The organism is Pseudomonas sp. PDM21 (assembly GCF_014852505.2).
In the GTDB taxonomy this organism is placed as follows: Bacteria; Pseudomonadota; Gammaproteobacteria; order Pseudomonadales; family Pseudomonadaceae; genus Pseudomonas.
The window spans coordinates 3,306,311-3,331,049 of the sequence record NZ_CM181223.1 but is presented as its reverse complement, the minus strand read 5'-3'; the positions used below and the strand labels follow the sequence as shown (position 1 = coordinate 3,331,049).

Here is a 24,739-nt window from a genome sequence, read left to right as displayed (position 1 = left end):
CTCTCCACGAATGCAGTAGCCGAGCAAGTTCCACGCCTGCTTGCCGCGGGAGGCGAGAAGCGCGCCGCAGAGCTGATCGCCCTGACAGGTGATTGCACGACGCCAGCAGCAGAACGCCCGAACAGGCAATCCGCTCGATGCAGAATGCCCGATGCAAGGGAGTGCGCAGCAAGTGAAGCCGACCCGATATGCCCTCAACCGAAACGGCCTATCGCCACAAGTTGCTTGGCACGACAGGCCAGGCTGTTAGGGTAAGGACACTTCCCAGACTTTCCCCTGGCCCCTTTCCGACGGGGCCTTCTTTTTGCCCTGCCGGTGCACGCTGGCTCGGCGCTGGGCTGACCTAACCTGCCGCCACCTGGGTTTTCTCCAGCAGGCGAGCCAGGCTTTTCCGGTCCACCGCTTCGCTGAACAGAAAGCCCTGCACTTCGCCACATTGCTCGTCTTCGAGGATGCGCAGCTGATCTTCGGTTTCCACACCCTCCGCAGTGACCGCCAGGTTCAGCGCCCTGCCCAGGCCGATGATGGCCTGGACGATGGAACGGTCGCGGCCGGTGGTGTCGAGGGTGGCAACGAAGCGGCGGTCGATCTTGATGCTGTCGAACGGGTACGCGCGCAAGTAGCCCAGGGACGAGTAGCCGGTACCGAAGTCGTCCATGTTCAGCTTCACGCCCAGTTCCTTGAGCGCCTGCATGGTCAGCAGTGCGCACTCCACGTCGCCCAGCATGGTGTTCTCGGTGACCTCCAGCTCCAGGCGCTCGGCGGCCAGCCCCGAGTCCACCAGCGCCCGTTTTACCTGACTGACGATGTCGGCGTGGGTGAACTGGCTGGGCGAGATGTTCACCGACACCAGCATCGAACCCGGCCAACCGGCCGCCTCGCGGCAAGCCTGCGCGAGCACCCATTCGCCGATATCGATGATCAGGTCGCTCTCCTCGGCCAGCTTGATGAACTCCTCCGGCCCCACCAACCCGCGCGAGGGGTGATTCCAGCGCAGCAGCGCCTCGGCGGAGACGATGGCCAGGTCACCGATGCGGTAGCGTGGCTGGTAGTACAGCTCCAGCTGGCCCTCGCGCAGGGCCGCACGCAGTTCGGTTTCGCTGCGTTTGCGCGCCTTCAGTTGCAGGTCCATGTGTTCGGAATAGAAGCGCCAGGCGTTGCGCCCGGCGGTCTTGGCTTCGTACATCGCCACGTCCGCGCAGCGCAGCAGGTTCTGGGCGTCGCCCTGGGCATCGCCCGAGAGCACGATGCCAATGCTGGTGCCGATGTGCAGCAGGTTGCCGTTGTACTCGATGGGCTGATTGATGATGGCCACCAGGCGCCGGCAGAAAGCCTCTGCGTCATCGCGCCCCTGGGACTGGCTGTCGACGATGACGAACTCGTCGCCGCCCAGGCGCGCCACCAGGTCCTCGCCGCGGATCGAATCGCGCAGGCGCTCGGCGACTATCTGCAGCACCGCATCGCCGGCCGGGTGGCCGAGCGTGTCGTTGATGGGCTTGAAGCGGTCCAGGTCGAGCATCAGCACGGCCAGTTGCTCCTCGCGACCGCTGCCCAGCAGGTCATCCATGAAACTGGCGAGCTTGGCGCGGTTGGGCAGCCCGGTCAGGGCGTCGTGCAGTGACAGGTGCTGGATGCGCGCGTGGGCTTCGACCTCGTGGGTGATGTCGGCGCTGGTGCCGCGATAACCGAGCCCGCCCGCACCGGACGCCGTGAACTTGCAGATGCGCCGCAGCCCGTGGGCGTCGCGAAAACCGCAGGTCAGTGTGGTGGAATGGCCTTCCTGGGGAATCTTCTCCAGCCAGGCGACCAGGCTCGTCGTGTCGCAGGTGATCAGGTCATCGATCCGCCGCCCGATCCAGTCGTCGATGCGGTAGCCGGTCAGTGTCTCGAAGCGCGCGGAAAGATAGGTCAGCCGGAAGCTCTCGTCGGTTTCCCATATCCAGTCGGAACTGGCCTCGGCAACAGCCTTGAAGCGCTGCTCACTGGTTTCCAGCGCCTGATTGGTGCTCTTCAGGCTGCGCTGATAGTGATCGACTACCCGCGCGTTGGTCAGCGAAGCGCGGATCAGCCAGACCAGGAAGACGAACACCAGCACCACCACGGCCGCCCACACGCCGGCCATTCGATGCAGCATGTCGCTGCCGGGCGTGGGGGTGCGCCAGCTGAGCTCGAAACCGGAATCACCCAGGTCGACGGCGCTGCCGTCGCTGACCCGGACATCGTCAGCGCGCACCTGCAGCGCGATCAGGCCGAAATCCCGCGAGATCTTCTGCAGCTTGGCGGGGGTGAGCCGGTCAACGAAGATCATCAACGGGCCGTCCAGCGGCGGGTTGGCTCTTGTGGGGCGGACCAGTGCGGCGGTGGCAATGGCTGGCTGATCGCCCAGGGTCACATAACGCGTTACCACTGCGTCACGCCGCGCAGCCACTGTAGCGGCATCGCGCAGCTCGTCGAGGTTCACCGGCATCTCGCGGGTGCAGTGGCTGCGCACCGGCTGGCCGTCGCGCATTACGTACTCCTCGCCGGCCTGGTTGAGCACACAGACCATCTCATACTCGTTGGCGGTGTACAGCAGCGGGCCGACGTTGTCCTCGCGGTAGGCCCAGTCAGCATTGAGCGGCGGATTGAGGTACCGGTAGGCGTCATTCCAGAAGGCGTAGGTGCGGATCAGGGATTCCGAGGCGGCGATGCGGTTCTGCAGCGCCTTGCCGGCGTAGAACCGCGTCTGCTCACGGGCCATCTCATCCTGCAGCGCAGCGATGTGCCCCATTACTGCCCCGCTCACCCCCAGCGCCCCGATCAGGATCAGGATGAACAGCGTCAGATGCCAGGTGACGGTACGCTGGGCGGATATTTCGCGTGGTGCGGCGAGCCGGGTGACATGGGTATTCATCGGCGTCTCTTCTGGGGGGACTTACCACTAGGAGTGACGGGGCGTGCGGATGTTCAAACCGAAGGAGCGGCGGCGCACCGACCACTCAGGCGGATTTTCCGAACCATCGGCTATCCCCTCACTCACAGCCCAGGCAAGCCACCCATCCTTCGGAGGCTCCATGCCTGGGAATCGCGAGCCGTCCATGGCGGCACAGAGCATTCACCTGACCCTCAACGGCGAGGAAAGGCAGCTGCAAGTGCTGCCCTGGACCACCACCCTCGACTTGCTCCGCGAGCAACTCGAACTCACCGGCAGCAAGAAAGGCTGCGACCACGGCCAGTGCGGCGCCTGCACGGTGCTGCTGGACGGCCGCCGGGTGAACGCCTGCCTGCTGCTGGCGGTGATGCTCGACGGCCACCAGCTGACCACCATCGAAGGCCTGGCTCACGGCGAACGCCTGCATCCGATGCAGGCCGCATTCATCCGCCACGACGCGTTGCAGTGCGGTTACTGCACGCCGGGGCAGATCTGTTCGGCTGTCGCCCTGGCCCGGGAGCCGGCGCCCCATGATCGTGATGAACTGCGCGAACGCATGAGCGGCAACCTGTGCCGTTGCGGCGCCTACCCGAACATCCTCGACGCCATCGAGGACGCCTTGCCCGCCAGCCGCCTGGAGGACCTATGAGCCCCTTCGCCTACAGCCGCCCTGCCGGCATCGACGAGGCCGTGGCGCTGGCCGGCCCGCGCAGCCGCTTCATCGCCGGAGGCACCAACCTGGTGGACCTGATGAAAGAAGAGGTAGAACGCCCGGAGCGACTGATCGACATCAACGCCCTGCCCCTGCGCGAACTCCGTGATACGAAGACCGGAGGGCTCTACGTCGGCGCACTGGTGGACAACGCCACCCTTGCCGCCAGCCCGCAGATTGTCGAACGCTACCCCCTGATCAGTCGCGCCATTCTTGCCGGCGCCTCACCACAGCTGCGCAACATGGCCAGTACCGGCGGCAACCTGCTGCAGCGCACCCGCTGCCACTACTTCTACGACCGCGCCGTACCCTGCAACAAACGCGAGCCCGGCAGCGGCTGCCCGGCCAAGGACGGTCTGAACCGCCAGCACGCCATCCTCGGCGCCAGCGAGTACTGCGTGGCAGTGCATCCCTCCGACCTGTGTGTGGCACTGGCCGCGCTGAATGCCGTGGTCCACGTGCGCGGCCCGCAGGCGCAACGCCGCCTGTCCTTCGAGCAGTTCCACCGCCTGCCCGGCAGCCGCCCGCAGGAGGACAACATCCTTGCCGACGACGAACTGGTGCTGGGCGTCGAACTGCCTGGCGAAGGCTTCCCGCAGCACTGCGCCTACCTCAAGGTGCGTGATCGTGCTTCCTACGCATTCGCCCTGGTGTCGGTGGCGGTCGGCCTCCTGCTCGACGGCGGAGGGCGCATCGCCCAGGTCAACATCGCCCTGGGCGGCGTGGCGCACAAACCCTGGCGCGATGCCGAGGCGGAAGAGCTGTTGCTGGGTAGCGCTCCCGAAACGGTACACTTCCAGCGTTGCGCCGAGCACTTTCTGCGCAACGCCAAACCGCTGAGCAACAACGCTTTCAAGGTGGAACTGGCCCGGCGCAGTATCGTCCGCGCGCTGCAACAGGCGGCAGGAGGTGCGCGATGAACAGCCAACTGCCCGCGGCCATCGGTACGCCGCTGGACCGCATCGACGGCCCGCTGAAAGTCACCGGCGGAGCGCGCTATGCCGCCGAGTACCGCGCCGAGGGCCTGCTGCATGGTGCGGTAGTCAGCAGCAGCATCACCCTTGGCCGTATCCTCGCCATCGACAGCAATGCCGCCAGCGCCATCCCCGGCGTGCACTGGGTGATGACGCACCTGAACCGGCCGCCGCTGGCCGCCGATGACGACAGCTATGAAGACCAGGACTCCGCCGACGGTTCGTCCTTCCGCCCGCTGTTCAACGATCGCGTGCTGTACAACGGCCAGCCGGTGGCACTGGTGATTGCCGATGACCTGGAAACCGCGCGTCACGCCGCTGCGCTGGTGCGGGTCGAGTACGAGTCGCGGCCACACTCCACCGACCTGCGCAAGAACCAGGCGGCGGCCATTCCCGCGCCCGCCGAACCACCCGGCCCGCGCGGCGACGCCGATGGCGCGTTGTGCAGCGCTCCGGTACGTATCGAGGCCGAGTACGAGCTGCCGGTGGAGCACCACAACCCCATGGAATCTCACGCTTCCACGGTGATTTTCCAGAGTGACGGCAGTCTGCTGGTCCACGACAAGACCCAGGGCGCGCAGAACAGCCAGAGCTACCTGTGCCAGATTCTCAAGCTCGAGCCTTCGCGGGTACGGGTGCAGGCAGCCTTCGTCGGTGGGGCATTCGGTTCGGGCTTGCGCCCGCAGTACCAGTTGCCGCTGGCGGCCATGGCAGCTATCAAGCTCAAACGCTCGGTACGTGTCGTGCTGACCCGCCAGCAACAGTTCACCTTCGGCTATCGTCCGCGCACCGTGCAGCGCCTGACACTGGGCGCCGACGAAACCGGACGACTGCTCGGCCTGGTGCATCAGGTAACGGGGCAGACCTCGCGCTTCGAGCAGTTCACCGCCCACGTCGCGCAGTGGTCGGGGATGCTCTATCGCTGCGACAACGTTCGCCTCACTTATCGACTGGTGCCGCTGGACGTCTATACGCCGCTGGACATGCGCGCGCCCGGCGCTGCCGAAGGGGTCCATGCGCTGGAGTGCGCAATGGACGAACTGGCCTGGGCCGCCGGAATCAATCCGCTGCACCTGCGCCTGATCAACTTCACCGACACCAACCAGAATCTCGGCAAGCCATACTCCAGCAAGGCACTGCGCGACTGCTACAGCGAGGGTGCGCGACAGTTCGGCTGGCCGACGCAAATGCCCGAACCCGGCACCTTGCGCGAAGGCGACCAGCGCATCGGCCTCGGCATGGCCACCGGCGTCTGGGAGGCGTTGCAGATGCCCGCCAGCGCCAGCGCAGCTCTGGCAGTCGACGGCAGCGTGGTGGTCGCCAGCGCCACCACCGATATCGGTACCGGCACCTACACCGCCATGACCCAGATCGCCGCCGAGGCCCTTGGCCTGCCCCCGGAAAAGGTGCGCTTCGTGCTGGGCGACTCCTCCCTGCCGAAGGCCCCATTGCAAGGCGGTTCCTTTACCGTCTCGTCGGTGGGCAGCGCGGTGCGCGAAGCCTGCCTGGCACTGCGGCAGAACCTGCTGGATGCGGCGCGACAGCTGCCTTCCAGCCCCTTCCAGCATTTCTCAGACGATCAGGTGCAATGCAGTGACGGCCGACTCCAGGCGAAGACTGCGGAACACCGGGTGGGCTTCGTTGAGCTGTTCCAGCGCTACGGCAGCCTGCGGGCCAGCGCCACCGCTCACCCATCTGCCCTGCGTCAGCGCTACGCCACGGCTACCCACTCGGCGGTGTTTGTCGAGGTCGCGGTGGACGAGGCGCTGGGTACGGTGCGCGTGCGCCGGGTGGTCAGCGCCATCGCAGCAGGCCGGGTGGTCAACCCGAAGACCGCGCGCAGCCAGATTATCGGCGGCGTGATCTGGGGCGTGAGCATGGCGCTGCACGAGGCCAGCCTGATGGACCACCGGCTGGGCCGTTTCATGAACCACAACCTCGCCGAATACCACCTCCCGGTGCAGGCGGATATCGGCGATATCCGCGTGCTGTTCGTCGACGAGCCGGACCCCGTGGTCAACCCGCTGGGCTCCAAAGGCGTTGGCGAGATCGGCATCGTCGGCGTGGCGGCAGCGGTCGCCAACGCCGTCTACCATGCAACCGGTAAACGCATCCGCGAGCTGCCCATCACCCTGGACAAGCTGCTGTGACTCGCGAAAGGAGGCTCAGATGCCCAGTCCGCGCTACACCAACCGTCGTCACGCCGGAATCGCCCTGGCGATGGTCCTGCGCGACATGCCTCTGGTCGCCCCGCTGATCCTCGCCCTGCCCCGTGGCGGCGTGCCGGTTGCCAAGGAAATCGCCCGCATCCTCGGCGCCCCGCTGGACGTGCTGCTGGTGCGCAAGATCGGCGCACCGGGCAACGAGGAGTTCGCTCTCGGCGCCATCGTCGATGGCCCCGAGCCGAACTGGGTGGTGGACGAGCAGATGATCGAGCGCTTCGACCCGCCGCCGGAGTGGTTCGAGCAGCAGGTGCTGGAGCAGATCCGCGAACTGGAGCGTCGCCGCGTGCTCTACCGCGGCGTGAAGGCCCCGGCACAACTGGAGGACCGCGACCTGATCGTGGTCGACGACGGCCTCGCTACCGGCAGCAGCATGCGCGCCGCGCTCAAGTGCCTGCGTGCGCAGCACCCGCACAAGGTGGTGCTGGCCGTACCGGTCGGCCCGGCGGAAACCGTGCAGAAGCTGCGTGAGGAGGTGGATGCGCTGGTGTGTCTGGATACCCCATCGCCGTTCCGCGCGGTGGGTGACCATTACCGCGACTTCCATCAGCTGAGCGATCAGGAAGTGATCGAGCTGCTGGCAAAATAATGGACAAGCGCTCCTGCCAAGGTGCTTTTCAACCGCTTTCGCGTTCCAGTACCCGGCAGCTGAGCAGGTTCAACCGTTCCACCGCGCCTTCCAGCGGCACCACGCCAATCGACTGCAGCACGCGCAGCGCGGCGATCTCGCCGATCTCGCGGGCCGGTGGTTTGATGGTGGACAGGCTCGGCAGCAGCATCGGCGCGAAGGGGTAGTCGCCAAAACCCAGCACCGCGCAATCCTCGGGAATTCTCAGCCCGGCGCGCTGGCCGGCAAGCAGGCCGCCGGCGGCGAGGTTATCGTTGGCGAAGATGATCGCCTCCGGCCGCTGCGCCCCCCGCGCCATCAGCGCCTCCATGGCCTGCCGCCCGGCTTCGAAGGGCGCGCTTTCGGTGGGCACGAACATCCACGGCTCTCCCCCCAGTTCGCGCAGGGTGTCAGCGTAGCCGTCGCGACGGTCCAGCGCACTGAAGTCGCCGGGTGCGCTGTTCTGCACGAAGGCGATGCGCCGATAGCCCTTGCCGTGCAGGTGGCGCACCGCATCCACGCCGACCTGATAATGAGAAAACCCGACCTGGATAGGTGCGCGCGCGGGCTGATAGTCCCAGACCTCCACGACGGGCATGTCCGCGCCGGCAATCAGCTTCTCGGTGGCGGCGCTGTGGAAGTGGCTGGTGAGCACCAGCGCCGCCGGGTTCCAGCCGAGGAAGGCGCGCACGGCGCTTTCTTCCTTGTCCTCGGAGAAGTAGCTGGAGGCCAGCAAAAGCTGATAGCCGTGGGTCGCCAGGGTGTCGCTGAAGGCCTGGATGGTATCGGCGAAGATCGGCCCGGAAATGTTCGGCACCACCATCCCCACTACCCTGCCCCGCGCCGAAGCCAATCCGCCAGCCACCTGGTTGGGCACGTAGCCCAACGCCTCCACCGCAGCGCCGATCCGCTCGCGCAGGTCATCCGACAATTGCGCCGGCTGGTTGAAATAGCGCGACACGCTGATAGCGGAAACGCCGGCGCGCTCGGCGACTGCAGTCAGCGTCACGCGTCCTGCGCCACGGCGCTTGCGGGGTGTCTGGTTGGCCAACGCGGCTCTCCTGCTGCTGGGTGCGAAAACGACACTACAGGAATATAAACTTAATTTTTAATTATTTGACGATCTATCAGGCGATTCAGGATACTCGCCGATGTTAGCGCTAACAACACCAACTGTCCGCAACGATTCCAGCCACTCGCACGAGCGAGCGCTCGTGACAGTCCCGCAGAAACAGGCGCCCCGGCAAAGAGAACCGAGGGCGGACCAGGGCACGAAGGAGTGGCTATGCAATCGCAACAACGGGGGACGCTCGGCCGTCCACAATTCACCGGCCGGCGCAGCGCACTGGCGCTGGGCATCGCCAGCGTGATCGGCGCTCTGGCCTGCAGCGTGCAGGCAGCCGAAACCAGCCATGGCGACAACCAGTCCGCTGATTCGGCGCCGACATTGAAAGCCGTTACCGTCACCGCGACCCGCCGCGAAGAATCGCTGCAGAAGGTGCCGGTGGCCGTCTCGGTGATCGATGGCGAGCAACTGGAACGCGACAACCGCAACAACGTGTCGAGTATTGTCCAGCAGGTACCGACCCTGAACTTCCGCACCGGTGCCTCGAACAAGGACACCTCGCTGTTCGTCCGCGGCGTGGGCACCATCTCCACCTCCCCCGGCGTCGAGCCGAGCGTGTCGACGGTGATCGACGGCGTGGTACTCGGCCGCCCCGGCCAGGCGACCCTGGACCTGCTCGACGTCGAGCGCATCGAAGTGCTGCGCGGCCCTCAGGGCACGCTGTTCGGCAAGAACGCGTCGGCCGGCGTGCTCAACGTGGTCACCCGCGAGGTGCCGGACGAAACCACCGGCTACATCGACTACTCGCATTTTGGCGGCGGCAACGAGAACCGCACCCGCTTCGGTATCGGCGGCACGCTGATCCCCGGCAAGCTCAAGGCCAGCGTCACCACCCTGCTGGGCAGCTACGACGGCAACGTGGACAACGTCTACAACGGCCACGAAGTAAATGGCTACAACCGCGCCGGCGCGCGCACGAAGTTCGAGATCACCCCGAACGACGACCTCAAGGTCACCCTGATCGCCGACTACATGAAGGGCAACGACGACAGCCCGAGCGGAGTCATCACCAGCACTTCGAGCGCGGCCTTCGCCAATGCCCTGCGCCCGGTGACGGCGGACAGCGACAACCGCAAGATCAACAGCGACTACCGCACCCACGTCGACGACACCAACAAGGGCCTGTCGGCGCAACTGGACTGGAACCTGGGCGACTACACCCTGACCTCCATCAGCGCCTGGCGCGGCTGGGACAACACCCAGTGGCAGGATGGCGATCGTCTTTCCCAGATCACCGCGAGCATCCCCAGCTCCCACGACAAGGGCGAGCTGAACTACGACCAGTATTCCCAGGAACTGCGCCTGGCCTCGCCCAAAGGCGAGTTCCTCGAGTACGTCGGCGGCCTGTACTACATGCACGCCGTGGACGATGAGACCTACCGCCGCGTGGTGACCTCCACCACCGCGCAGAACACCGGCGTGGCCGACTACAGCACGCGCAGCGACACTTACGCGGTGTTCGGCGAGAGCACGCTGAACTTCACCGATGACTTCCGTGGCATCGCGGGCCTGCGCTACACCCACGATGATCTGGAATACGACCATCGCCGCCGATCCACCTCGGCCACGGCGGTGACCGGGATCCAGCCGTCCACGTCCAGCTCCGGCTCCACCGATGAAGACGGCTGGTCCGGCCGCCTCGGCCTTCAGTACGACCTCAGCGACCAGCTCACCAGCTACCTGACCTACTCGCGCGGCTACAAGGGTCCGGCCTACAACGTGTTCTTCAACATGCAGCCGCGCGATACCGAGGCACTCAAGCCGGAGACCTCCAACTCCTGGGAAGCGGGCCTTAAGGCCACCGCGCTGGACAACCGCCTGACCGCCAACCTCGCGGTATTCCACACCGTCTACGACAACTACCAGGCGAACTTCTACGACACCGTCGCAGGCCAGGTGGTGACCCGCCTGATCAACGCCGGCAAGGTCAAGTCCGAGGGCGCCGAGCTGGACTTCAGCTATCAGGCCACCCGCCAGTTGAAGGTCTCCGGTGCCGTTGCCTACACCAAGGCGCGCATCGACAGCTTCGCCTGCCCGGCGGGCGCCGCGGCCGCCTGCAATGTCGACGGCAAACCGCTGCCCTTCTCGCCGGACTGGAAGAGCTACGTGCGCGCCGACTACAGCATCCCGCTGGACAACGGCCTGGATGTGGAGCTCGGCACGGACTACAGCTGGCAGGACAAGGTGCAGTACGACCTCAGCCAGAACCCCGACACCATCCAGGGCGCCTACGGCCTGTGGGGCGCCAGCATCGCCCTGGCCGACTACAACGACGGCTGGCGCGTCGCCCTGCTGGGCAAGAACCTCACCGACAAGTCCTATTCGCCCCTGCTGGCCACGGGCGGCAGCTACGTCTACCGCATGGTGCCGCGCGACGACGGCCGCTACTTCGGCGTCGAGTTGCGCAAGGACTTCTGATCGCTCCCCAGACTGAGCAACTCGCGGCGCCGGCTCGCCCCGGCGCCGTCGACAACAACACCCAAGCCGCCTTGCGTCCCTCCCGACGGACACACAGGAAAACCTCACATGACACGCACCCTTTCCCTTGGCGCCTTTCTCATGGCCACCGGTCACCACGTCTCGGCGTGGCGCCACCCGGACGTGCCGGCCAACGGCGGCCTCGACTTCCGCCTCTACAAGCGCCTGGCGCAGGTGGCCGAAGCGGCGAAATTCGACGCGCTCTTCGTTGCCGACAGCGTGGCCGCGCCCACTGGCGACATCGCCAGCCGCATGGCGCGCTCCGATCACTTCGAGCCGCTGACCCTGCTCTCGGCGCTGGCGGCGGTGACCGAGCGCATCGGCCTGGTGGGTACCGTGACCACCAGCTACAACGAGCCGTATCACGTGGCGCGCAAGTTCGCCTCGCTCGACCATCTCTCCGACGGCCGCGCCGGCTGGAACCTGGTGACCTCCGACGCGGCCGCCGAGGCGCTGAACTTCAACCGCCAGGAACACTTCGGCCACGCCGAGCGCTATGCCCGCGCGCGTGAATTCCACGAAGTGGTCACCGGCCTGTGGGATAGCTGGGAAGACGACGCTTTCACCCGCGACAAGGCCAGCGGCCAGTACTACGACCCGGCCAAGCTGCATGTGCTGCACCACGAGGGCGAACACTTCCGCGTGCAGGGCCCGCTGAACGTCGCGCGCTCGCCCCAGGGCCGCCCGGTGATCGTCCAGGCCGGCAGTTCCGAGACCGGACGCGAGCTGGCCGCGCAGACCGCCGAAGTGGTGTTCACCGCGCAGACCTCACTGGCCGCCGCCCGCGATTTCTACAACGACCTCAAGGGTCGCCTGCCGCGCTTCGGCCGCAGGGCGGATGACCTGCGCATCATGCCCGGCGTGTTCGTGGTGGTCGGCCAGAGCCAGGCCGAGGCGCAGGAAAAGTTCGAGGCCTTCCAGGAGCTTGTGGAGCCGCAGGTCGGCGTAGCGCTGCTGTCGCGCATGCTCGGCAACTTCGATCTTTCCGCCTACCCACTGGATGGCCCGTTGCCCGAACTGCCGCTCACCGACAGCGGTCAGCGCAGCCGCCAGCTGCTGCTCACCGAACTGGCCGGGCGCGAGAACCTAACGCTCGCCCAGCTGGGCCGGCGCATCGCCGGCGGACGCGGGCACTACAGCCTGATCGGCACGCCGGCGCAGATCGCCGACGAGCTGCAGGCCTGGTTCGAAGGCGGCGCCGCCGATGGCTTCAACGTCCTGGTGCCGCACCTGCCCGGCGGGCTGGAAGACGTGGCCAGCCATGTCGTCCCGGAACTGCAGCGGCGCGGGCTGTTCCGCCGCGAGTACAGCGGCAGCACCCTGCGCGAGCACCTCGGGCTCAAGCGCCCGGCCAACCGCCACACGATCTGACGATCTACGGGTCGCCCCCTCTGCGGCCCGTTTGCAAAGGAGTTTTCATGACCTACCTCGCCCATCCCGACCGCTACCAGCGTGTCCCTTACCGCCGCGTCGGCCGCAGCGGGCTGGTGCTGCCCGCCCTCTCCCTGGGCCTGTGGCACAACTTCGGCGACAGCGTGCCGCTGGACCGCCAGCGCGCCCTGCTGCGCACCGCCTTCGACCTGGGCATCAACCACTTCGACCTGGCCAACAACTACGGCCCGCCCTACGGCAGCGCCGAGCTCAACTTCGGCCGCCTGCTGCGCGAAGACTTCGCCGCCTACCGCGACGAGCTGGTGATCTCCACCAAGGCCGGCTGGGACATGTGGCCCGGCCCTTACGGCCAGGGCGGCAGTTCGCGCAAGTACCTGCTCTCCAGCCTCGACCAGAGTCTCAGGCGCCTGGGCGTGGACTACGTGGACATCTTCTACTCGCACCGTTTCGACCCGGACACGCCGCTGGAGGAAACCGCCGGCGCGCTGGCCAGTGCCGTGCAGCAAGGCAAGGCGCTGTACGTGGGCATCTCGTCCTATTCCGCCGGCAAGACCGCCGAGCTCGCCGCGCTGCTGAACGACTTGAAAGTGCCACTGCTGATCCACCAGCCGGCCTACAACCTGTTCAACCGCTGGGTGGAAAAGGACCTGCTGGCCGCTACCGACGAGCTGGGCGCGGGCGTCATCGCCTTTACACCGCTGGCCCAGGGGCTGCTCACCGATCGTTACCTGAACGGCGTACCGGCCGATGCGCGGGTCAACCAGCCGGGCGGTGCCTCGCTGCGGCCGGACCACCTGTCCGAGGACAACCTGCGCCGCGCCCGCGCGCTGAACGAAATCGCCCGGCGCCGTGGCCAGAGCCTGGCGCAACTGGCGCTGGCCTGGGTGCTGCGCGACGCCCGTGTAACCTCTGCGCTGATTGGTGCGAGCCGGCCGGAGCAGATCGTCGAGAACGTCGCCGCGCTGGATAACCTCGTGTTCAGCAGCGAGGAGTTGGCGGAGATCGATCGTCATGCCGTGGAAGGCGGGATCAACCTCTGGGAAAAACCCTCCCACGACTGGAAGGAATAAGCCTGTGAGACTGCTCAATCGACTGCTCGCCGGATTACTGCTGCTCGTGGCTGGCACCGCCCAGGCGCAGGACCCAGCGCACCTGCGCATCGGCTACCAGAAGGCCTCGGTCAGCCTGGTGCTGGCCAAGGAGCACGGCCTGCTGGAGAAGCGTTTCCCGCAGACGCAGGTCCAGTGGATCGAATTCCCCGCCGGGCCGCAGATGCTCGAAGCGCTGAACGTCGGCAGCCTGGATATCGGCTCCACCGGCGACATCCCGCCGATCTTCGCCCAGGCCGCCGGAGCCGACCTGCTCTACGTCGGGGTCGAGCCGCCCAAGCCGCAGGCTGAAACCGTGGTGGTGCCCAGGGACAGCCCGATCCGCAGCGTCGCCGAACTGAAGGGCAAGCGCGTGGCATTCCAGAAGGGCTCCAGCTCGCACAACCTGCTGCTGCGCCTGCTGCAGAAGGAAGGCCTGAGCCTGAAAGACATCCAGCCGCTGTACCTGACGCCGGCCGATGCCCGCGCCGCGTTCGAGAGCGGCCGGGTGGATGCCTGGGCGATCTGGGACCCCTGGTATTCGGCGCTGCTGCTGGACGGCCATGCGCGCTTGCTGGCGGACGGTTCGGCGGTGGGCCTGAGCGGGCCGTTCTACCTGTCCAGCCGGGAATACGCGGGCGCCAACCCGGCGTTCATTCACCAGGTACTGGACGCTCTCAACGAGGCCGAAGCCCTGACCCGCAGCGACGAAGCCGGCAGCCTGGCGATCATGGCGCGCGTGACCGGGCTGGCGCCGGCGGTGATCGAGGAAACCTTCAGGCACCGTCCGCCCTCGCCCATTCAACCTGTGGGTGATGCGGATATTGCCGCGCAACAGCACACCGCCGACCTGTTCCTCGCCGAGCGCATCCTGCCTCGCGCCGTGGATATCAGCGCAGCGCGCTGGGCACCCTGATTGCAGGAGCGGGGTTGTAGCCGGTGATTTGCTGCAAAATAGTTATCTAACCGGTTACTTTATATTTCTTCCGGTTATGAGCTAGACCAATTCATTCCTTCTCCGCGCCACCGCCGCGCTGCCACACTCGGCCTCGCCGGCGGGCCATCCCCGCCGCTCTGGAACGGGCCTTCCCACCCTCTAAGGCCCGCACTCGATCATCACGGAAACCCGTCGCACGAACGGGGCCCGAGAAGGAGCTGGATGTTCATGAAGAAACTTACTGCCGTTACCGCCCTCGCCCTGGCCGTCCTCTCCGGACTGGCCCACGCCGACCGCCTGGAAGACATCAGAAAGGCCGGTGTGCTGCGCGTCGCCGCATTCGACAGCAACCCGCCGTTCGGCTTCGTCGATGGCAAGAGCAAGCAGATCGAAGGCCTCGACGTGGATTACGCCAAGGCGCTGGCCGACAAGCTCGGCGTCAGGCTGCAGGTCCTGCCGACCAACCCCGCCAACCGCATCCCGCTGCTGACCGCGAACAAGGTCGACCTGGTGCTGGCCAACTTCACCATCACCCCCGAGCGCGCCGAACAGGTGGATTTCAGCATCCCCTATTTCGCCTCCGGACAGCAGTTCATCGTGCGCAAGGGCAGCCTGAAGTCGCCGGAAGACCTGAACCAGTGGCGCGTCGGCGTCGACAAGGGAACGGTCAACGAAGGCGTGCTGCGGGAGAAATTCCCCGGCGCCAAGGTCATCGCCTACGACGACACGCCCTTCGCCTTCACCGCCCTGCGCAATGGCCAGGTCCAGGCCATCACCCAGGACGGCCCGAAGCTGATCGGCCTACTGGCCAACGTGCCGGACAAGGACAAGTATGAAGTGCCGCCCTTCACCATCTCCAATGACCTGATCGGCGTCGGCATTCCCAAGGGTGAGAACGCCCTGGGCGAGTTCGTCAACCAGAGCCTTACCGAGCTGGAAGCCAACGGGCAGGCGCAGAAGATCTACGACACCTGGTTCGGCCCGACCACCAGGACGCCCCTGGCGCGCCTGTACAAGATCGGCGACAAGAGCTGACCCCCGCCCCGCGCACCGCATCACCGCACGCCCCACACCCGTGGGGCGTTGCCTTTCCCGCCTTCTGATGGACTCTGACGATGTTCGGCGAACTGCTCGCCCCGACCTACCTGAGCTGGCTGCTCGACGGTTTCCTGCTCACCCTCGGTATTTCCCTGTTCTGCTGTGTGGTCGCCACCCTGCTCGGCGCGCCGCTGGCCATTGCCCGGCAGGCGAAGTCGCGCTGGCTGGCGTGGCCCGCGCGGGCGTACCTCGCGCTGCTGCGTAATACGCCGCTGCTTGTGCAGCTGTTCTTCTGGTACTTCGGCGTGCCGGCACTGCTGCCGGAGGACTTCGTGTTCTGGCTGAACACGCCCCATGAGCTGGGCTGGCTGGCGTGGCCGTCGTTCGAATTCCTCGCCGCTGCCTGGGGCCTGACGCTCTACACCACGGCGTTCATTGCCGAGGAGTTCCGCGCCGGCATCGCCTCGGTCAGCGCGCAGCAGCGTGAAGCCGGCATGGCGTTGGGCCTGCGTCCGCTCCAGGTGTGGCGTTGGGTAATCCTGCCGCAAGCGCTGCGTACCGCACTGCCGCCGCTGATGGGGCAATACATGAACGCACTGAAGAACTCCTCGCTGGCCATGGCCATCGGGCTGGCGGAGCTTTCCTACGCGTCGCGCCAGGTGGAAACGCAGACCTTCAAGACCTTCCAGGCCTTCGGCATCGCCACCCTGCTGTACATCGGCGCCATCGCGCTGATCGAGGCGCTGGGCCAGGCGCTGCAGCAAACCCGCCGCTACCGCCAGGGAGCCTGACATGGACTTCTCCGTCATTCAGGACAACCTCGCCTACTTCCTCGTCGGCGCCTACCCGGACGGCCCGCTGGGCGGCGCCGCGCTGACCATCCTGCTTGCGCTGGCCTCCGGCATCGTCTCCGCGGTCATCGGTCTTGCGCTGGGCATTGCCTTGTCAGTGCTGCGCGGCAAACCGCGCCTGCTGCTGGTGGCCTTTCTCGGCTTCTTCCGCGCGATCCCGGTGCTGATGCTGATCTTCTGGACCTACTTCCTGCTGCCCATCGTCTTCCACTTCGACGTGCCGGCGCTGGGTACGGTGGTCTGCGCGCTGTCGCTGATCGGCGGCGCCTATCTGGCGCACTCGGTGCACGCCGGCATCGAAAGCCTGCCCAAGGGCCAGTGGGACGCCGCCCGCGCGCTGGGCCTGCATCCATGGCAAGTGCTCACCCTGGTGATTCTGCCGCAGGCACTGCCGATCATGCTGCCGTCGTTCCTCAATCAGTGGGTCTCGCTGATCAAGGACACATCCCTGGCCTACGTGATCGGGGTTGGCGAGCTGTCCTTCGTCGCCACCCAGGTGAGCAACCGGGTGATGGTCCACCCCACGGAAGTCTTCCTGTTCGTCGCCCTGCTCTACTTCCTGCTGTGCTCCGCGCTCGACCTGGCGGCAGTGCTGCTGGCGAAGCGGCGGCCGGACTACCGCAAGGCGGTGTGAGGCTCAGTACTCGTCGTGACGGCGCCACCAGATGCCCTGCTCGTTGCGCCCCAGCGGCGCGCGGTCGAGCCACTGGAACAGGCCCCAGAGCGAGTCCAGGCCACGGGCATAAGTGGAGTAACAGTGATAGATGTTGTTGCCTTCACGCACGAAGCTGCTCATCCCCGGCAGGTCGCGGGTGAAGGTTGCCACGTCAGTGCCGCAGCAGGCGGCGGTTTCCACCACGGGTGCCGGCGCCGGACCCGCGGCGGGGCCTTCGCGGCGGAAGTTGTAGTCGACTTCCCCGCCACGTTGCTGCGCTTCGGTGAACGACACGTTGAAGTCGTAGTTGAAGCCGCTGCCGTGGGATGACGCCCAGGGGAAGCTCCAGCCCATGCGCCGGCGGTACGCCAGCAACTTCTCCAGCGGCGCGCGGGAGACCGCCAGCAGGCTCACATCGTGGTTCGCCAGGTGGGGGGCGTAGCCGTCGAAGCCGTCGGCGATGTTCGAACAGGACGGGCAGCCGGCGCGGTAGTCCGGGCCAAACATGAAGTGGTAGACCAGCAACTGCGAACGGCCGGCGAAGAGGTCGGCAAGGCTCGCCGGGCCCTGCTCGGTGTCGAAGCGGTAGTCCTTGTCGACCAACACCCAGGGCAGCGCCTGGCGCTTGCGCGCCAGTTCGTCACTGCGCCGGGTCAGGGCCTTTTCCTCGGCCAGCAGGTCCAGGCGTGCGGCCAGCCATTCTTCGCGGGTAGCGGTGGGATGGGCAGTCATGGCAGTTCTCCTCCGCCAGCGGCGGCTCGGTGGGCATGGCTTAGACTAGGCAGCGGGCCGTGCCCGACGGGAGTGACAAAGTTGGCAGGATTTCCATGGATTCGCTGATCACGGCGGCAGCCTGTGCCCTCGCGGCCGGCGACCCGCTGGGCGCACTGAACCGCGTGGCGCTGCGCGAAGACCCGCCGGCGCTGGCCCTGCGCGGTATCGCCATGGCCCAGCTGGGTGATTTCCCTCGCGCACGTACCCTGCTGCGCCGCGCCGCCCGCACCTTCGGTGCCCACGAGCCGATGGCGCGCGCCCGCTGCCGGGTGGCCGAAGCGGAAGTGGCGCTGGCCAGCCGCGAGCTGAACTGGCCGACGGCACCGCTGGAGCAGGCGGCACAGGTGCTGCGCAGTCATGGCGACAGGATCAACGCTGCCCATGCCCATTACCTGCTGATCCGCCGCGTGCTGCTGATCGGCCAGCTCGATCAGGCCCATACAGCACTTGCCGAACTGCAGCCGGAATCACTACCGGCGCCGCTGCGCGCGGTGCATTGGCTGATTGCATCCGGCATCGCCGTTCGCCGATTGCAAGCGGGCGAGGCCCGGACCGCGTTGCGCAAGGCTGCCGAGGCAGCCGCCACTTCAGGCATTCCCGCCCTGCGTGCTGAGATCGACCAGGCGGCGCGCACGCTCGAAGCGCCAGCTGCCCGGCAGGTCGACCACCAGCACACGCGCCTGCTGTCGCTGGATGAAGTGGAAAGCCTGCTTAACTCCGACGCCCTGGTGGTGGACGCCTGCCGCAACCGCATCGGCGACCTGTCGCTGAACAGCCGCCCGGTGCTGTTTGCCCTGGCCCGCGTGCTGGCCGAAGCCTGGCCCGACGATGTGACCCGCACCGAGCTGATCGGCCGGGTGTTCCGCACTCGTCACCCGGACGAATCCCACCGGGCGCGCCTGCGGGTGGAAATCGGCCGCTTGCGCCGCCTGCTGCAACCCCTGGCCGGCATTAAGTCGACGCCCCGCGGTTATCGGCTGGTCGCCGCCAATCCGGTGGTCCTTGCGCCACCGCGGGAGGACGCCAACGCTAAAGTGCTGGCACTGCTCAGCGATGGCCAGGCCTGGTCCAGTTCGGCCCTGGCAATGGCGCTGGATACCAGCCAGCGCAGTATCCAGCGTGCCCTTGAAACCCTGGCCGAAGCCGGTCGGGTGCAGGCGCTTGGACAAGGCCGAGCACGACGCTGGACGCTGCCAGCGACGCCGGGTTTCGCGACGACCTTGTTACTCCCCGCGCCCTTCGGTGTCTGAATAGGCTGAAGGCTCCCACCCACAACGTGCAGGGCAACATCATGACCACCCACTACAAGCAATCCCCGGCGCAGGTGCTGCAGGAGTACGGTCCCTTCCCCGGCGTCAGCACCGTCCACGGTCTGACCTTCGATGGCCAGCGCGTCTGGTTCGCCGTGGGCGAGCGCCTGCAAAGCCTCGACCCGAGGGACGGCCGCCTGGAACGTGCCATCGAAGTGCCCGCCCACGCCGGCACCGCCTTCGACGGCACGCACCTCTACCAGATCGCCGAAAGCCGCATCCAGAAGATCGACCCGGCCACCGGCAAGGTCCTCTCGACCATTCCCGCGCCGGGCAATGGCGGCGATTCCGGCATGGCATGGGCGGAAGGTTCGCTCTGGGTCGGCGAGTACCGCGCACGGAAGATTCATCAGATCGACCCGGAAACCGGCGAAATCCTCCGTACGATTGATTCAAATCGTTTCGTCACCGGGGTGACTTGGGTCGAAGGTCAACTCTGGCATGGCACCTGGGAACCGGAATCGACCTACAGCGAGCTACGCCGTATCGACCCGCAGTCCGGCGCGGTTCTGGAGCAGCTGGACATGCCCGAAGGCGTGCATGTTTCAGGCCTGGAAGCCGACAGCGGTGAGCGTTTCTATTGCGGCGGCGGCAACAGCGGCAAGGTCCGCGCAGTGCGCCGGCCGCGCTAAGGGCATCGATCTGGGCTAGTGTGGGCACCTCACTGGAGATGGCCGCACTGGCCCGGAGACCGAGCATGGATTGGCTGGAACACCGTATTCCCCCGCCCTTGGTGGCAATCATCACCGCCGTGCTGATGTGGCTGGCGGTGCGCCCGATCTATCCGCTGGGCAACCGTCTGTGGCTGGCCCTGCTGGTGGCGCTGGCCGGGATTGCAGTCTGCCTGGCCGGCGTTGCGTCGTTTCGCCGCGCGCGCACCACGGTCAACCCGTTGAAGCCGGAGTCCGCCTCTTCGCTGGTGGTCGCCGGTATCTACCGGCATACGCGCAATCCCATGTACCTGGGCTTCGCCATCGTCCTGCTGGGCTGGTGCGTGTTCCTCGGTTCGGCGCTGGCGGTGCTCGGTGTCGCGGTTTTCGTGCTGTACATCGGGCGCTTCCAGATTCGCCCGGAAGAGCGGGCACTGCGCGAACTGTTCGGTGCGGAGTTCGAGGCTTTCTGCAGCCGAGTGCGGCGCTGGGTCTGAGGCTGTTTCTGACAGATGTCAGGCAAATCGCCATTGCCTTCTGACAGAAAGGGGTGAGATATTTGCAAATGGTAAATATTCGCATCAAGGCCTGCTGTGTCCCCTTCGCTCTTGCTGGTGGAAGACGATTCCCGTCTTCGCCTGGACCTCGAACGTCATTTCTGTCAGCGCGGCTTTTCCGTCACTACTTGCGCGAACGGTGACCAGGGGCTGGTGGCCGTCCACCAGAACGACTTCGACCTGGTCCTGCTGGACATCATGTTGCCCGGCGTCGATGGCCTGTCCCTGCTGGATAGACTGCGCAGCACGCGCACCACGCCGGTGATGCTGATGTCCGCCCTGGGTGCGGAGCAGGACCGCATCACCGGCTTCACCCGCGGTGCCGACGATTACCTGCCCAAGCCCTTCAGCCTGGCGGAACTGGATGCGCGCATCGATGCGCTGCTGCGCCGGGTCAGTCTGGATCGCTCGCGCACGGCGCAGAGCGAGCCTCAACGGCACAGCTCGCTGCAGTTCGACGATGAACGGCAGGACGTTACCCGCAACGGTGAACACGCTGGTCTTACGCATTCCGAGTACCGCCTGCTGGTGACGCTCAACGCCCATACCGGCGAAGCACTGAGCAAGAGCTTCCTCTACCAGAGCGTACTGCACCGAGCCTACACGCGGCTCGACCGGGGGCTGGACGTGCACGTCTGCAACCTGCGCCGCAAGCTGGCGGCCATCGGTGCGCAACAGGTGCAGATCCAGGCCGTGCGCGGCCAGGGTTACATCCTGGTAGACGCGGAACGTCACTGATGCGCCGTCACCCGCTGCTGTGGAAAATCGCCGCGCTGCAGGTTGGCTTCTGCCTGCTGCTGACCTGGCTGATCTGGACCTGGGGCCTGTCGCTGGAGCGCAGCACCTATTTCCTCGGCACCGAGGACCGCGACTATCTGGCGCGCTATGCCGAGCAGGCCGAAAGGGTCTGGGAGCAGCAGGGCGCCGAGGGCGTGGAGCGATTCCGCCAAGAGCTTTCCGCTGCCGAGGACACCTGGGTTGCGGTGATCGGCGAGCACTTGCAGAGCCTGGGCACCACGCCGCTGACGGCGGAGGAATCCAGCCACCTGACCTTCATGCGCATGCTGCACTGGCCCATGAGCCGGCGCCTGCAGGACGAGCTGCCCTATGTCAGCATCGAATTCCCCCGGCATCCCGAGCGCGGCCGGCTGGTCATGCAGTTGCCCGAGCGCCTGCTGCCGGGCGGCCTGACACCCTGGACGCACCTGTTCAGCCACGGCGTAGTGCCGACCCTGCTGGCCGCCCTCCTCGGCCTGCTGATCTATCGCCACCTGGTGTTGCCGCTCAATCGCCTGCGCGCCCGCGCCGATGCCCTGCGCGCCGACGACTTGGACAGCGAGGGCCTCGGCACTCCGCTGGCCCATCGCCGCGATGAGCTGGGCGAACTGGCGCTGGCCTTCGACCACATGGCTGACCGCCTGCGGCACAGCCTGGCGCAGCAACGCCTGCTACTGCGCACGCTATCTCACGAGCTGCGCACGCCGCTGGCGCGCCTGCGCATTGCCCATGACAGCGATCTGCCGGCGGACCAGCTGCGGCAACGCCTGGACCGCGAGATCCAGGACATGCAGCGCCTGCTGGAAGACACCCTCGACCTCGCCTGGATGGACACCGAGCGTCCGCAGCTGGAGCGCGAGCCGGTGCTGGTGTTGTCGGTCTGGGAAGCGCTGCGCGAGGACGCCTGCTTCGAAAGCGGCTGGGAGCCCGAGCGGCTGCCCTGTTCGCTGGGCACCGACTGCGTGGTGCAGGTGCACCTGGACAGCTTCGCCCAGGCCATCGAAAACCTGCTGCGCAATGGCATCCGCCATTCTCCGCGCAGTGGCAGCGTGCGCCTGGACGGCTGGCGCGAGGGCGCGTTCTGGCACCTGTGCGTCAGCGACGACGGCCCCGGTGTGGACGACGCAGACCTCGAACGCATCTTCCAGCCCTACCAGCGGCTGCAGCCGTCGGAGTCCAGCGGATTCGGCCTTGGCCTGGCCATCGCCCGGCGCGGTGTCGAGCTGGCGGACGGGCGGCTGTGGGCGGAAAACGGCACGGCCAATGGCAACTTGGGGCTTTGCTTGCACCTGCTGTTGCCCGCCGCACTCTCACCCTCGAGCAAACTTGGCCAACAAAGCGTCGCAAGTGTTTAGAAAGTTAATGCGCTTTACTAGCAAATAGCAGTCATTATCATTTGTGATCTCTTAGTAATCGCCCTCCTTCGGAGATCACCGATGTCGTCCCGTCCGATGCAGTTCCTTCCGCCCTTCCTGCTGCTGTCCAGCTGTCTGCTGTCCTTCGCCGTACAGGCCGCCAGCGCCGATTCCGATGTCGTCGAGTTCGACAGCGAGACCATCGTCGCCACCGCCGCGGAGGAAGCCAAGCAGATGCCGGGCGTGTCGATCATCACCGCCGAGGACATCAAGAAGCGCCCGCCGGCCAGCGACCTGTCGCAGATCATCCGCACCATGCCGGGTGTCAACCTGACCGGTAACTCCACCAGCGGCCAGCGTGGCAACAACCGCCAGATAGACATCCGCGGCATGGGCCCGGAAAACACCATGATCCTGGTGGATGGCAAGCCGGTCTCCAGCCGTAACGCCGTGCGCTACGGCTGGCGCGGCGAGCGTGACTCACGCGGCGACACCAACTGGGTGCCGGCCGACCAGGTGGAGCGCATCGAAGTCCTCCGTGGCCCGGCGGCGGCGCGCTACGGCAACGGCGCGGCGGGCGGCGTGGTGAACATCATCACCAAGCAGGCCGGCAAGGAAACCCACGGCGACGTCACCGTCTATAGCAACTTCCCGCAGCACAGCGACGAAGGCGCCACCCAGCGCATGACCTTCGGCCTCAACGGCCCACTGACCGACAGCCTGAGCTACCGCGTCTACGGCAACGTCGCCAAGACCGACTCGGACGACTGGGACATCAACGCCGGCCACGAATCCAACCGCACCGGCAACCAGGTCGGCACCCTCCCCGCCGGCCGCGAAGGCGTGCGCAACAAGGACGTCAACGGCCTGCTCAGCTGGCACCTGACGCCCGAGCAGACGCTGGACTTCGAGGCCGGCTTCAGCCGCCAGGGCAACATCTACACCGGCGATACACAGAACACCAACAGCAACGCCAACGTGAAGTCCATGCTCGGTCACGAGACCAACCGCATGTACCGCGAGAACTACTCGATCACCCATCGCGGCGAGTGGGACTTCGGCAGCTCCATGGCCTACCTGCAGTACGAGAAGACCCGCAACAGCCGCATCAACGAAGGCCTGGCCGGCGGTACCGAGGGCATCTTCAGCAACACCGATTTCTACACCGCCACCCTGCGCGACCTGACCGCACACGGCGAAGTGAACCTGCCGCTGCACGCCTGGCGCGATCAGACCCTGACCCTGGGCAGCGAATGGGTTCAGCAGAAGCTCGACGACCCCAGCGCCAACACCCAGACCACCAGCGAAGGTGGTTCGGTTCCGGGGCTGACCAGCAGCGACCGCGACACCACCTCACAGGCGCAGATCTTCTCGCTGTTCGCCGAAGACAACATCGAGCTGATGCCCGGCACCATGCTCACTCCCGGCCTGCGCTGGGATCACCACAGCATCGTCGGCGACAACTTCAGCCCGTCGCTGAACCTGTCCCACGCGCTGACCGATACCGTCACCCTGAAGGCCGGCATCGCCCGCGCCTACAAGGCGCCGAACCTGTACCAGCTGAACCCCGACTACCTGCTCTACAGCCGTGGCCAGGGCTGCTACGGCCAGAGCACCAGCTGCTACCTGCAGGGCAACGAGGACCTCAAGGCGGAAACCAGCGTCAACAAGGAACTGGGTATCGAGTTCCAGAAGGACGGCCTGATCGCCGGCCTGACCTACTTCCGCAATGACTACAAGAACAAGATCGAGTCGGGCCTGTCGCCCATCGATCAGGCCAGTGGCGGCACCGGCAGCTATGCCAACGCGGCGATCTACCAGTGGGAGAACGTGCCCAAGGCGCTGGTCGAGGGCCTGGAAGGCACCCTGACCATCCCGCTGATGGAGCAGCTGAAGTGGAGCAACAACTTCACCTACATGCTGCAGTCGAAGAACAAGGAAACCGGCGACGTACTTTCGGTGACGCCCAAGTACACCCTGAACTCCATGCTCGACTGGCAGGCCACCGACGCGCTGTCGCTGCAGGCCAGCGTTGCCTGGTACGGCAAGCAGACGCCGAAGAAGTACGACTACCACGGCGACCGCGTCACCGGCAGCGCCAACAACCAGCTCTCGCCCTACGCCATTGCCGGGCTGAGCGGCACCTACGTGTTCACCAAGAACCTGAGCTTCACCGCCGGGGTGGACAACGTCTTCGACAAGCGCCTGTTCCGCGAAGGCAACGCCCAGGGCGTAAACGGCATCGAAGGTGCCGGCGCCGCCACCTACAACGAACCGGGCCGCACGCTGTACACCAGCCTCACCGCGTCGTTCTGATTAGAGAAA

Annotated in this window: 20 protein-coding genes; 17 read left to right on the top strand and 3 right to left on the bottom strand. The window is 66.3% G+C overall.

The features are described from left to right. Nucleotides 1-343 precede the first annotated feature (343 nt). Nucleotides 344-2,893 (bottom strand): bifunctional diguanylate cyclase/phosphodiesterase, encoded by a 2,550-nt coding sequence (locus IB275_RS15415; RefSeq protein WP_192295860.1) that lies wholly within the window; start codon nt 2,891-2,893, stop codon nt 344-346. A gap of 160 nt (nt 2,894-3,053) precedes the next feature. Between IB275_RS15415 and IB275_RS15410 the strand changes: the two genes are divergently transcribed. Genes IB275_RS15410 through IB275_RS15395 form a run of 4 tightly spaced genes read left to right on the top strand, consistent with a single transcriptional unit; the run spans nt 3,054 to nt 7,408 of the window. Then, on the top strand, nt 3,054-3,560 hold the full coding sequence (locus IB275_RS15410) for a (2Fe-2S)-binding protein (RefSeq protein WP_192295859.1): 507 nt from the start codon (nt 3,054-3,056) through the stop codon (nt 3,558-3,560). Further along, nucleotides 3,557-4,543: an FAD binding domain-containing protein gene (locus IB275_RS15405; RefSeq protein ID WP_192295858.1), complete on the top strand. Its 987-nt coding sequence runs from the start codon at nt 3,557-3,559 to the stop codon at nt 4,541-4,543. The genes IB275_RS15410 and IB275_RS15405 overlap by 4 nt, the downstream gene beginning before the upstream one ends. Next, nucleotides 4,540-6,747, top strand: a complete 2,208-nt coding sequence (locus tag IB275_RS15400) for a xanthine dehydrogenase family protein molybdopterin-binding subunit (RefSeq protein ID WP_192295857.1) — start codon at nt 4,540-4,542, stop codon at nt 6,745-6,747. The genes IB275_RS15405 and IB275_RS15400 overlap by 4 nt, the downstream gene beginning before the upstream one ends. A gap of 19 nt (nt 6,748-6,766) precedes the next feature. Then, entirely contained in the window at nt 6,767-7,408 is a 642-nt protein-coding gene (locus IB275_RS15395; protein ID WP_192295856.1) for a phosphoribosyltransferase, read from the top strand. Between the two features lie 28 nt (nt 7,409-7,436). Here IB275_RS15395 and IB275_RS15390 read toward each other — a convergent pair whose 3' ends face one another. Further along, the gene (locus tag IB275_RS15390; RefSeq protein ID WP_192295855.1) at nt 7,437-8,477 is read right to left on the bottom strand and encodes a LacI family DNA-binding transcriptional regulator; all 1,041 of its coding nucleotides are present in this window, start codon (nt 8,475-8,477) and stop codon (nt 7,437-7,439) included. A 234-nt stretch (nt 8,478-8,711) separates the two neighbouring features. On the opposite strand from IB275_RS15390, the gene IB275_RS15385 reads away from it, so the two are divergent. The 7 genes from IB275_RS15385 to IB275_RS15355 all read left to right on the top strand — a co-directional run bounded on the left by IB275_RS15385 (nt 8,712) and on the right by IB275_RS15355 (nt 16,970). Then, nucleotides 8,712-10,970: a TonB-dependent receptor gene (locus IB275_RS15385; RefSeq protein ID WP_192295854.1), complete on the top strand. Its 2,259-nt coding sequence runs from the start codon at nt 8,712-8,714 to the stop codon at nt 10,968-10,970. A 108-nt stretch (nt 10,971-11,078) separates the two neighbouring features. Beyond that, complete coding sequence (locus IB275_RS15380) at nt 11,079-12,401, top strand: LLM class flavin-dependent oxidoreductase (protein WP_192295853.1); 1,323 nt, start codon at nt 11,079-11,081, stop codon at nt 12,399-12,401. 47 nt (nt 12,402-12,448) lie between these two features. After that, the gene (gene mgrA, locus IB275_RS15375) at nt 12,449-13,492 is read left to right on the top strand and encodes an L-glyceraldehyde 3-phosphate reductase (RefSeq protein ID WP_192295852.1); all 1,044 of its coding nucleotides are present in this window, start codon (nt 12,449-12,451) and stop codon (nt 13,490-13,492) included. Between the two features lie 4 nt (nt 13,493-13,496). After that, a complete protein-coding gene (locus tag IB275_RS15370; RefSeq protein WP_192295851.1) occupies nt 13,497-14,426 on the top strand; it encodes a sulfonate ABC transporter substrate-binding protein in 930 nt (309 codons plus the stop codon). 249 nt (nt 14,427-14,675) lie between these two features. Next, entirely contained in the window at nt 14,676-15,482 is an 807-nt protein-coding gene (locus tag IB275_RS15365; protein ID WP_192295850.1) for an ABC transporter substrate-binding protein, read from the top strand. 80 nt (nt 15,483-15,562) lie between these two features. Continuing rightward, nucleotides 15,563-16,276: an amino acid ABC transporter permease gene (locus IB275_RS15360; RefSeq protein ID WP_192295849.1), complete on the top strand. Its 714-nt coding sequence runs from the start codon at nt 15,563-15,565 to the stop codon at nt 16,274-16,276. Between the two features lies 1 nt (nt 16,277). After that, nucleotides 16,278-16,970: an amino acid ABC transporter permease gene (locus IB275_RS15355; protein WP_192295848.1), complete on the top strand. Its 693-nt coding sequence runs from the start codon at nt 16,278-16,280 to the stop codon at nt 16,968-16,970. Nucleotides 16,971-16,973: 3 nt separating this feature from the next. Here IB275_RS15355 and IB275_RS15350 read toward each other — a convergent pair whose 3' ends face one another. Continuing rightward, nucleotides 16,974-17,723 carry a DUF899 domain-containing protein gene (locus tag IB275_RS15350; protein ID WP_192295847.1) on the bottom strand — a complete coding sequence of 250 codons (750 nt, stop codon included), beginning with the start codon at nt 17,721-17,723 and terminating at the stop codon, nt 16,974-16,976. A gap of 95 nt (nt 17,724-17,818) precedes the next feature. Between IB275_RS15350 and IB275_RS15345 the strand changes: the two genes are divergently transcribed. From IB275_RS15345 to IB275_RS15320, 6 genes are all read left to right on the top strand, one after another. After that, a complete protein-coding gene (locus IB275_RS15345) occupies nt 17,819-19,015 on the top strand; it encodes a winged helix-turn-helix domain-containing protein (protein ID WP_192295846.1) in 1,197 nt (398 codons plus the stop codon). A gap of 41 nt (nt 19,016-19,056) precedes the next feature. Continuing rightward, nucleotides 19,057-19,707 carry a Vgb family protein gene (locus IB275_RS15340; RefSeq protein ID WP_192295845.1) on the top strand — a complete coding sequence of 217 codons (651 nt, stop codon included), beginning with the start codon at nt 19,057-19,059 and terminating at the stop codon, nt 19,705-19,707. A gap of 65 nt (nt 19,708-19,772) precedes the next feature. Beyond that, the gene (locus IB275_RS15335; protein WP_192295844.1) at nt 19,773-20,222 is read left to right on the top strand and encodes a methyltransferase family protein; all 450 of its coding nucleotides are present in this window, start codon (nt 19,773-19,775) and stop codon (nt 20,220-20,222) included. Between the two features lie 96 nt (nt 20,223-20,318). Continuing rightward, on the top strand, nt 20,319-21,020 hold the full coding sequence (locus IB275_RS15330) for a response regulator transcription factor (protein ID WP_192295843.1): 702 nt from the start codon (nt 20,319-20,321) through the stop codon (nt 21,018-21,020). Continuing rightward, nucleotides 21,020-22,414, top strand: a complete 1,395-nt coding sequence (locus IB275_RS15325; RefSeq protein ID WP_192295842.1) for a HAMP domain-containing sensor histidine kinase — start codon at nt 21,020-21,022, stop codon at nt 22,412-22,414. The genes IB275_RS15330 and IB275_RS15325 overlap by 1 nt, the downstream gene beginning before the upstream one ends. Nucleotides 22,415-22,495: 81 nt before the next feature. After that, complete coding sequence (locus IB275_RS15320) at nt 22,496-24,730, top strand: TonB-dependent siderophore receptor (protein WP_192295841.1); 2,235 nt, start codon at nt 22,496-22,498, stop codon at nt 24,728-24,730. The last annotated feature ends 9 nt before the right edge of the window (nt 24,731-24,739 follow it).

Excerpts from the sequence above, each read along its gene's own strand:
- IB275_RS15415 (WP_192295860.1), bottom strand. The coding sequence starts at position 2,893 with ATGAATACCCATGTCACCCGGCTCGCCGCACCACGCGAAATATCCGCC.
- IB275_RS15410 (WP_192295859.1), top strand. The coding sequence starts at position 3,054 with ATGCCTGGGAATCGCGAGCCGTCCATGGCGGCACAGAGCATTCACCTG.
- IB275_RS15405 (WP_192295858.1), top strand. The coding sequence starts at position 3,557 with ATGAGCCCCTTCGCCTACAGCCGCCCTGCCGGCATCGACGAGGCCGTG.
- IB275_RS15400 (WP_192295857.1), top strand. The coding sequence starts at position 4,540 with ATGAACAGCCAACTGCCCGCGGCCATCGGTACGCCGCTGGACCGCATC.
- IB275_RS15395 (WP_192295856.1), top strand. The coding sequence starts at position 6,767 with ATGCCCAGTCCGCGCTACACCAACCGTCGTCACGCCGGAATCGCCCTG.
- IB275_RS15385 (WP_192295854.1), top strand. The coding sequence starts at position 8,712 with ATGCAATCGCAACAACGGGGGACGCTCGGCCGTCCACAATTCACCGGC.
- IB275_RS15380 (WP_192295853.1), top strand. The coding sequence starts at position 11,079 with ATGACACGCACCCTTTCCCTTGGCGCCTTTCTCATGGCCACCGGTCAC.
- mgrA (WP_192295852.1), top strand. The coding sequence starts at position 12,449 with ATGACCTACCTCGCCCATCCCGACCGCTACCAGCGTGTCCCTTACCGC.
- IB275_RS15365 (WP_192295850.1), top strand. The coding sequence starts at position 14,676 with ATGAAGAAACTTACTGCCGTTACCGCCCTCGCCCTGGCCGTCCTCTCC.
- IB275_RS15360 (WP_192295849.1), top strand. The coding sequence starts at position 15,563 with ATGTTCGGCGAACTGCTCGCCCCGACCTACCTGAGCTGGCTGCTCGAC.
- IB275_RS15355 (WP_192295848.1), top strand. The coding sequence starts at position 16,278 with ATGGACTTCTCCGTCATTCAGGACAACCTCGCCTACTTCCTCGTCGGC.
- IB275_RS15350 (WP_192295847.1), bottom strand. The coding sequence starts at position 17,723 with ATGACTGCCCATCCCACCGCTACCCGCGAAGAATGGCTGGCCGCACGC.
- IB275_RS15345 (WP_192295846.1), top strand. The coding sequence starts at position 17,819 with ATGGATTCGCTGATCACGGCGGCAGCCTGTGCCCTCGCGGCCGGCGAC.
- IB275_RS15340 (WP_192295845.1), top strand. The coding sequence starts at position 19,057 with ATGACCACCCACTACAAGCAATCCCCGGCGCAGGTGCTGCAGGAGTAC.
- IB275_RS15335 (WP_192295844.1), top strand. The coding sequence starts at position 19,773 with ATGGATTGGCTGGAACACCGTATTCCCCCGCCCTTGGTGGCAATCATC.
- IB275_RS15325 (WP_192295842.1), top strand. The coding sequence starts at position 21,020 with ATGCGCCGTCACCCGCTGCTGTGGAAAATCGCCGCGCTGCAGGTTGGC.
- IB275_RS15320 (WP_192295841.1), top strand. The coding sequence starts at position 22,496 with ATGTCGTCCCGTCCGATGCAGTTCCTTCCGCCCTTCCTGCTGCTGTCC.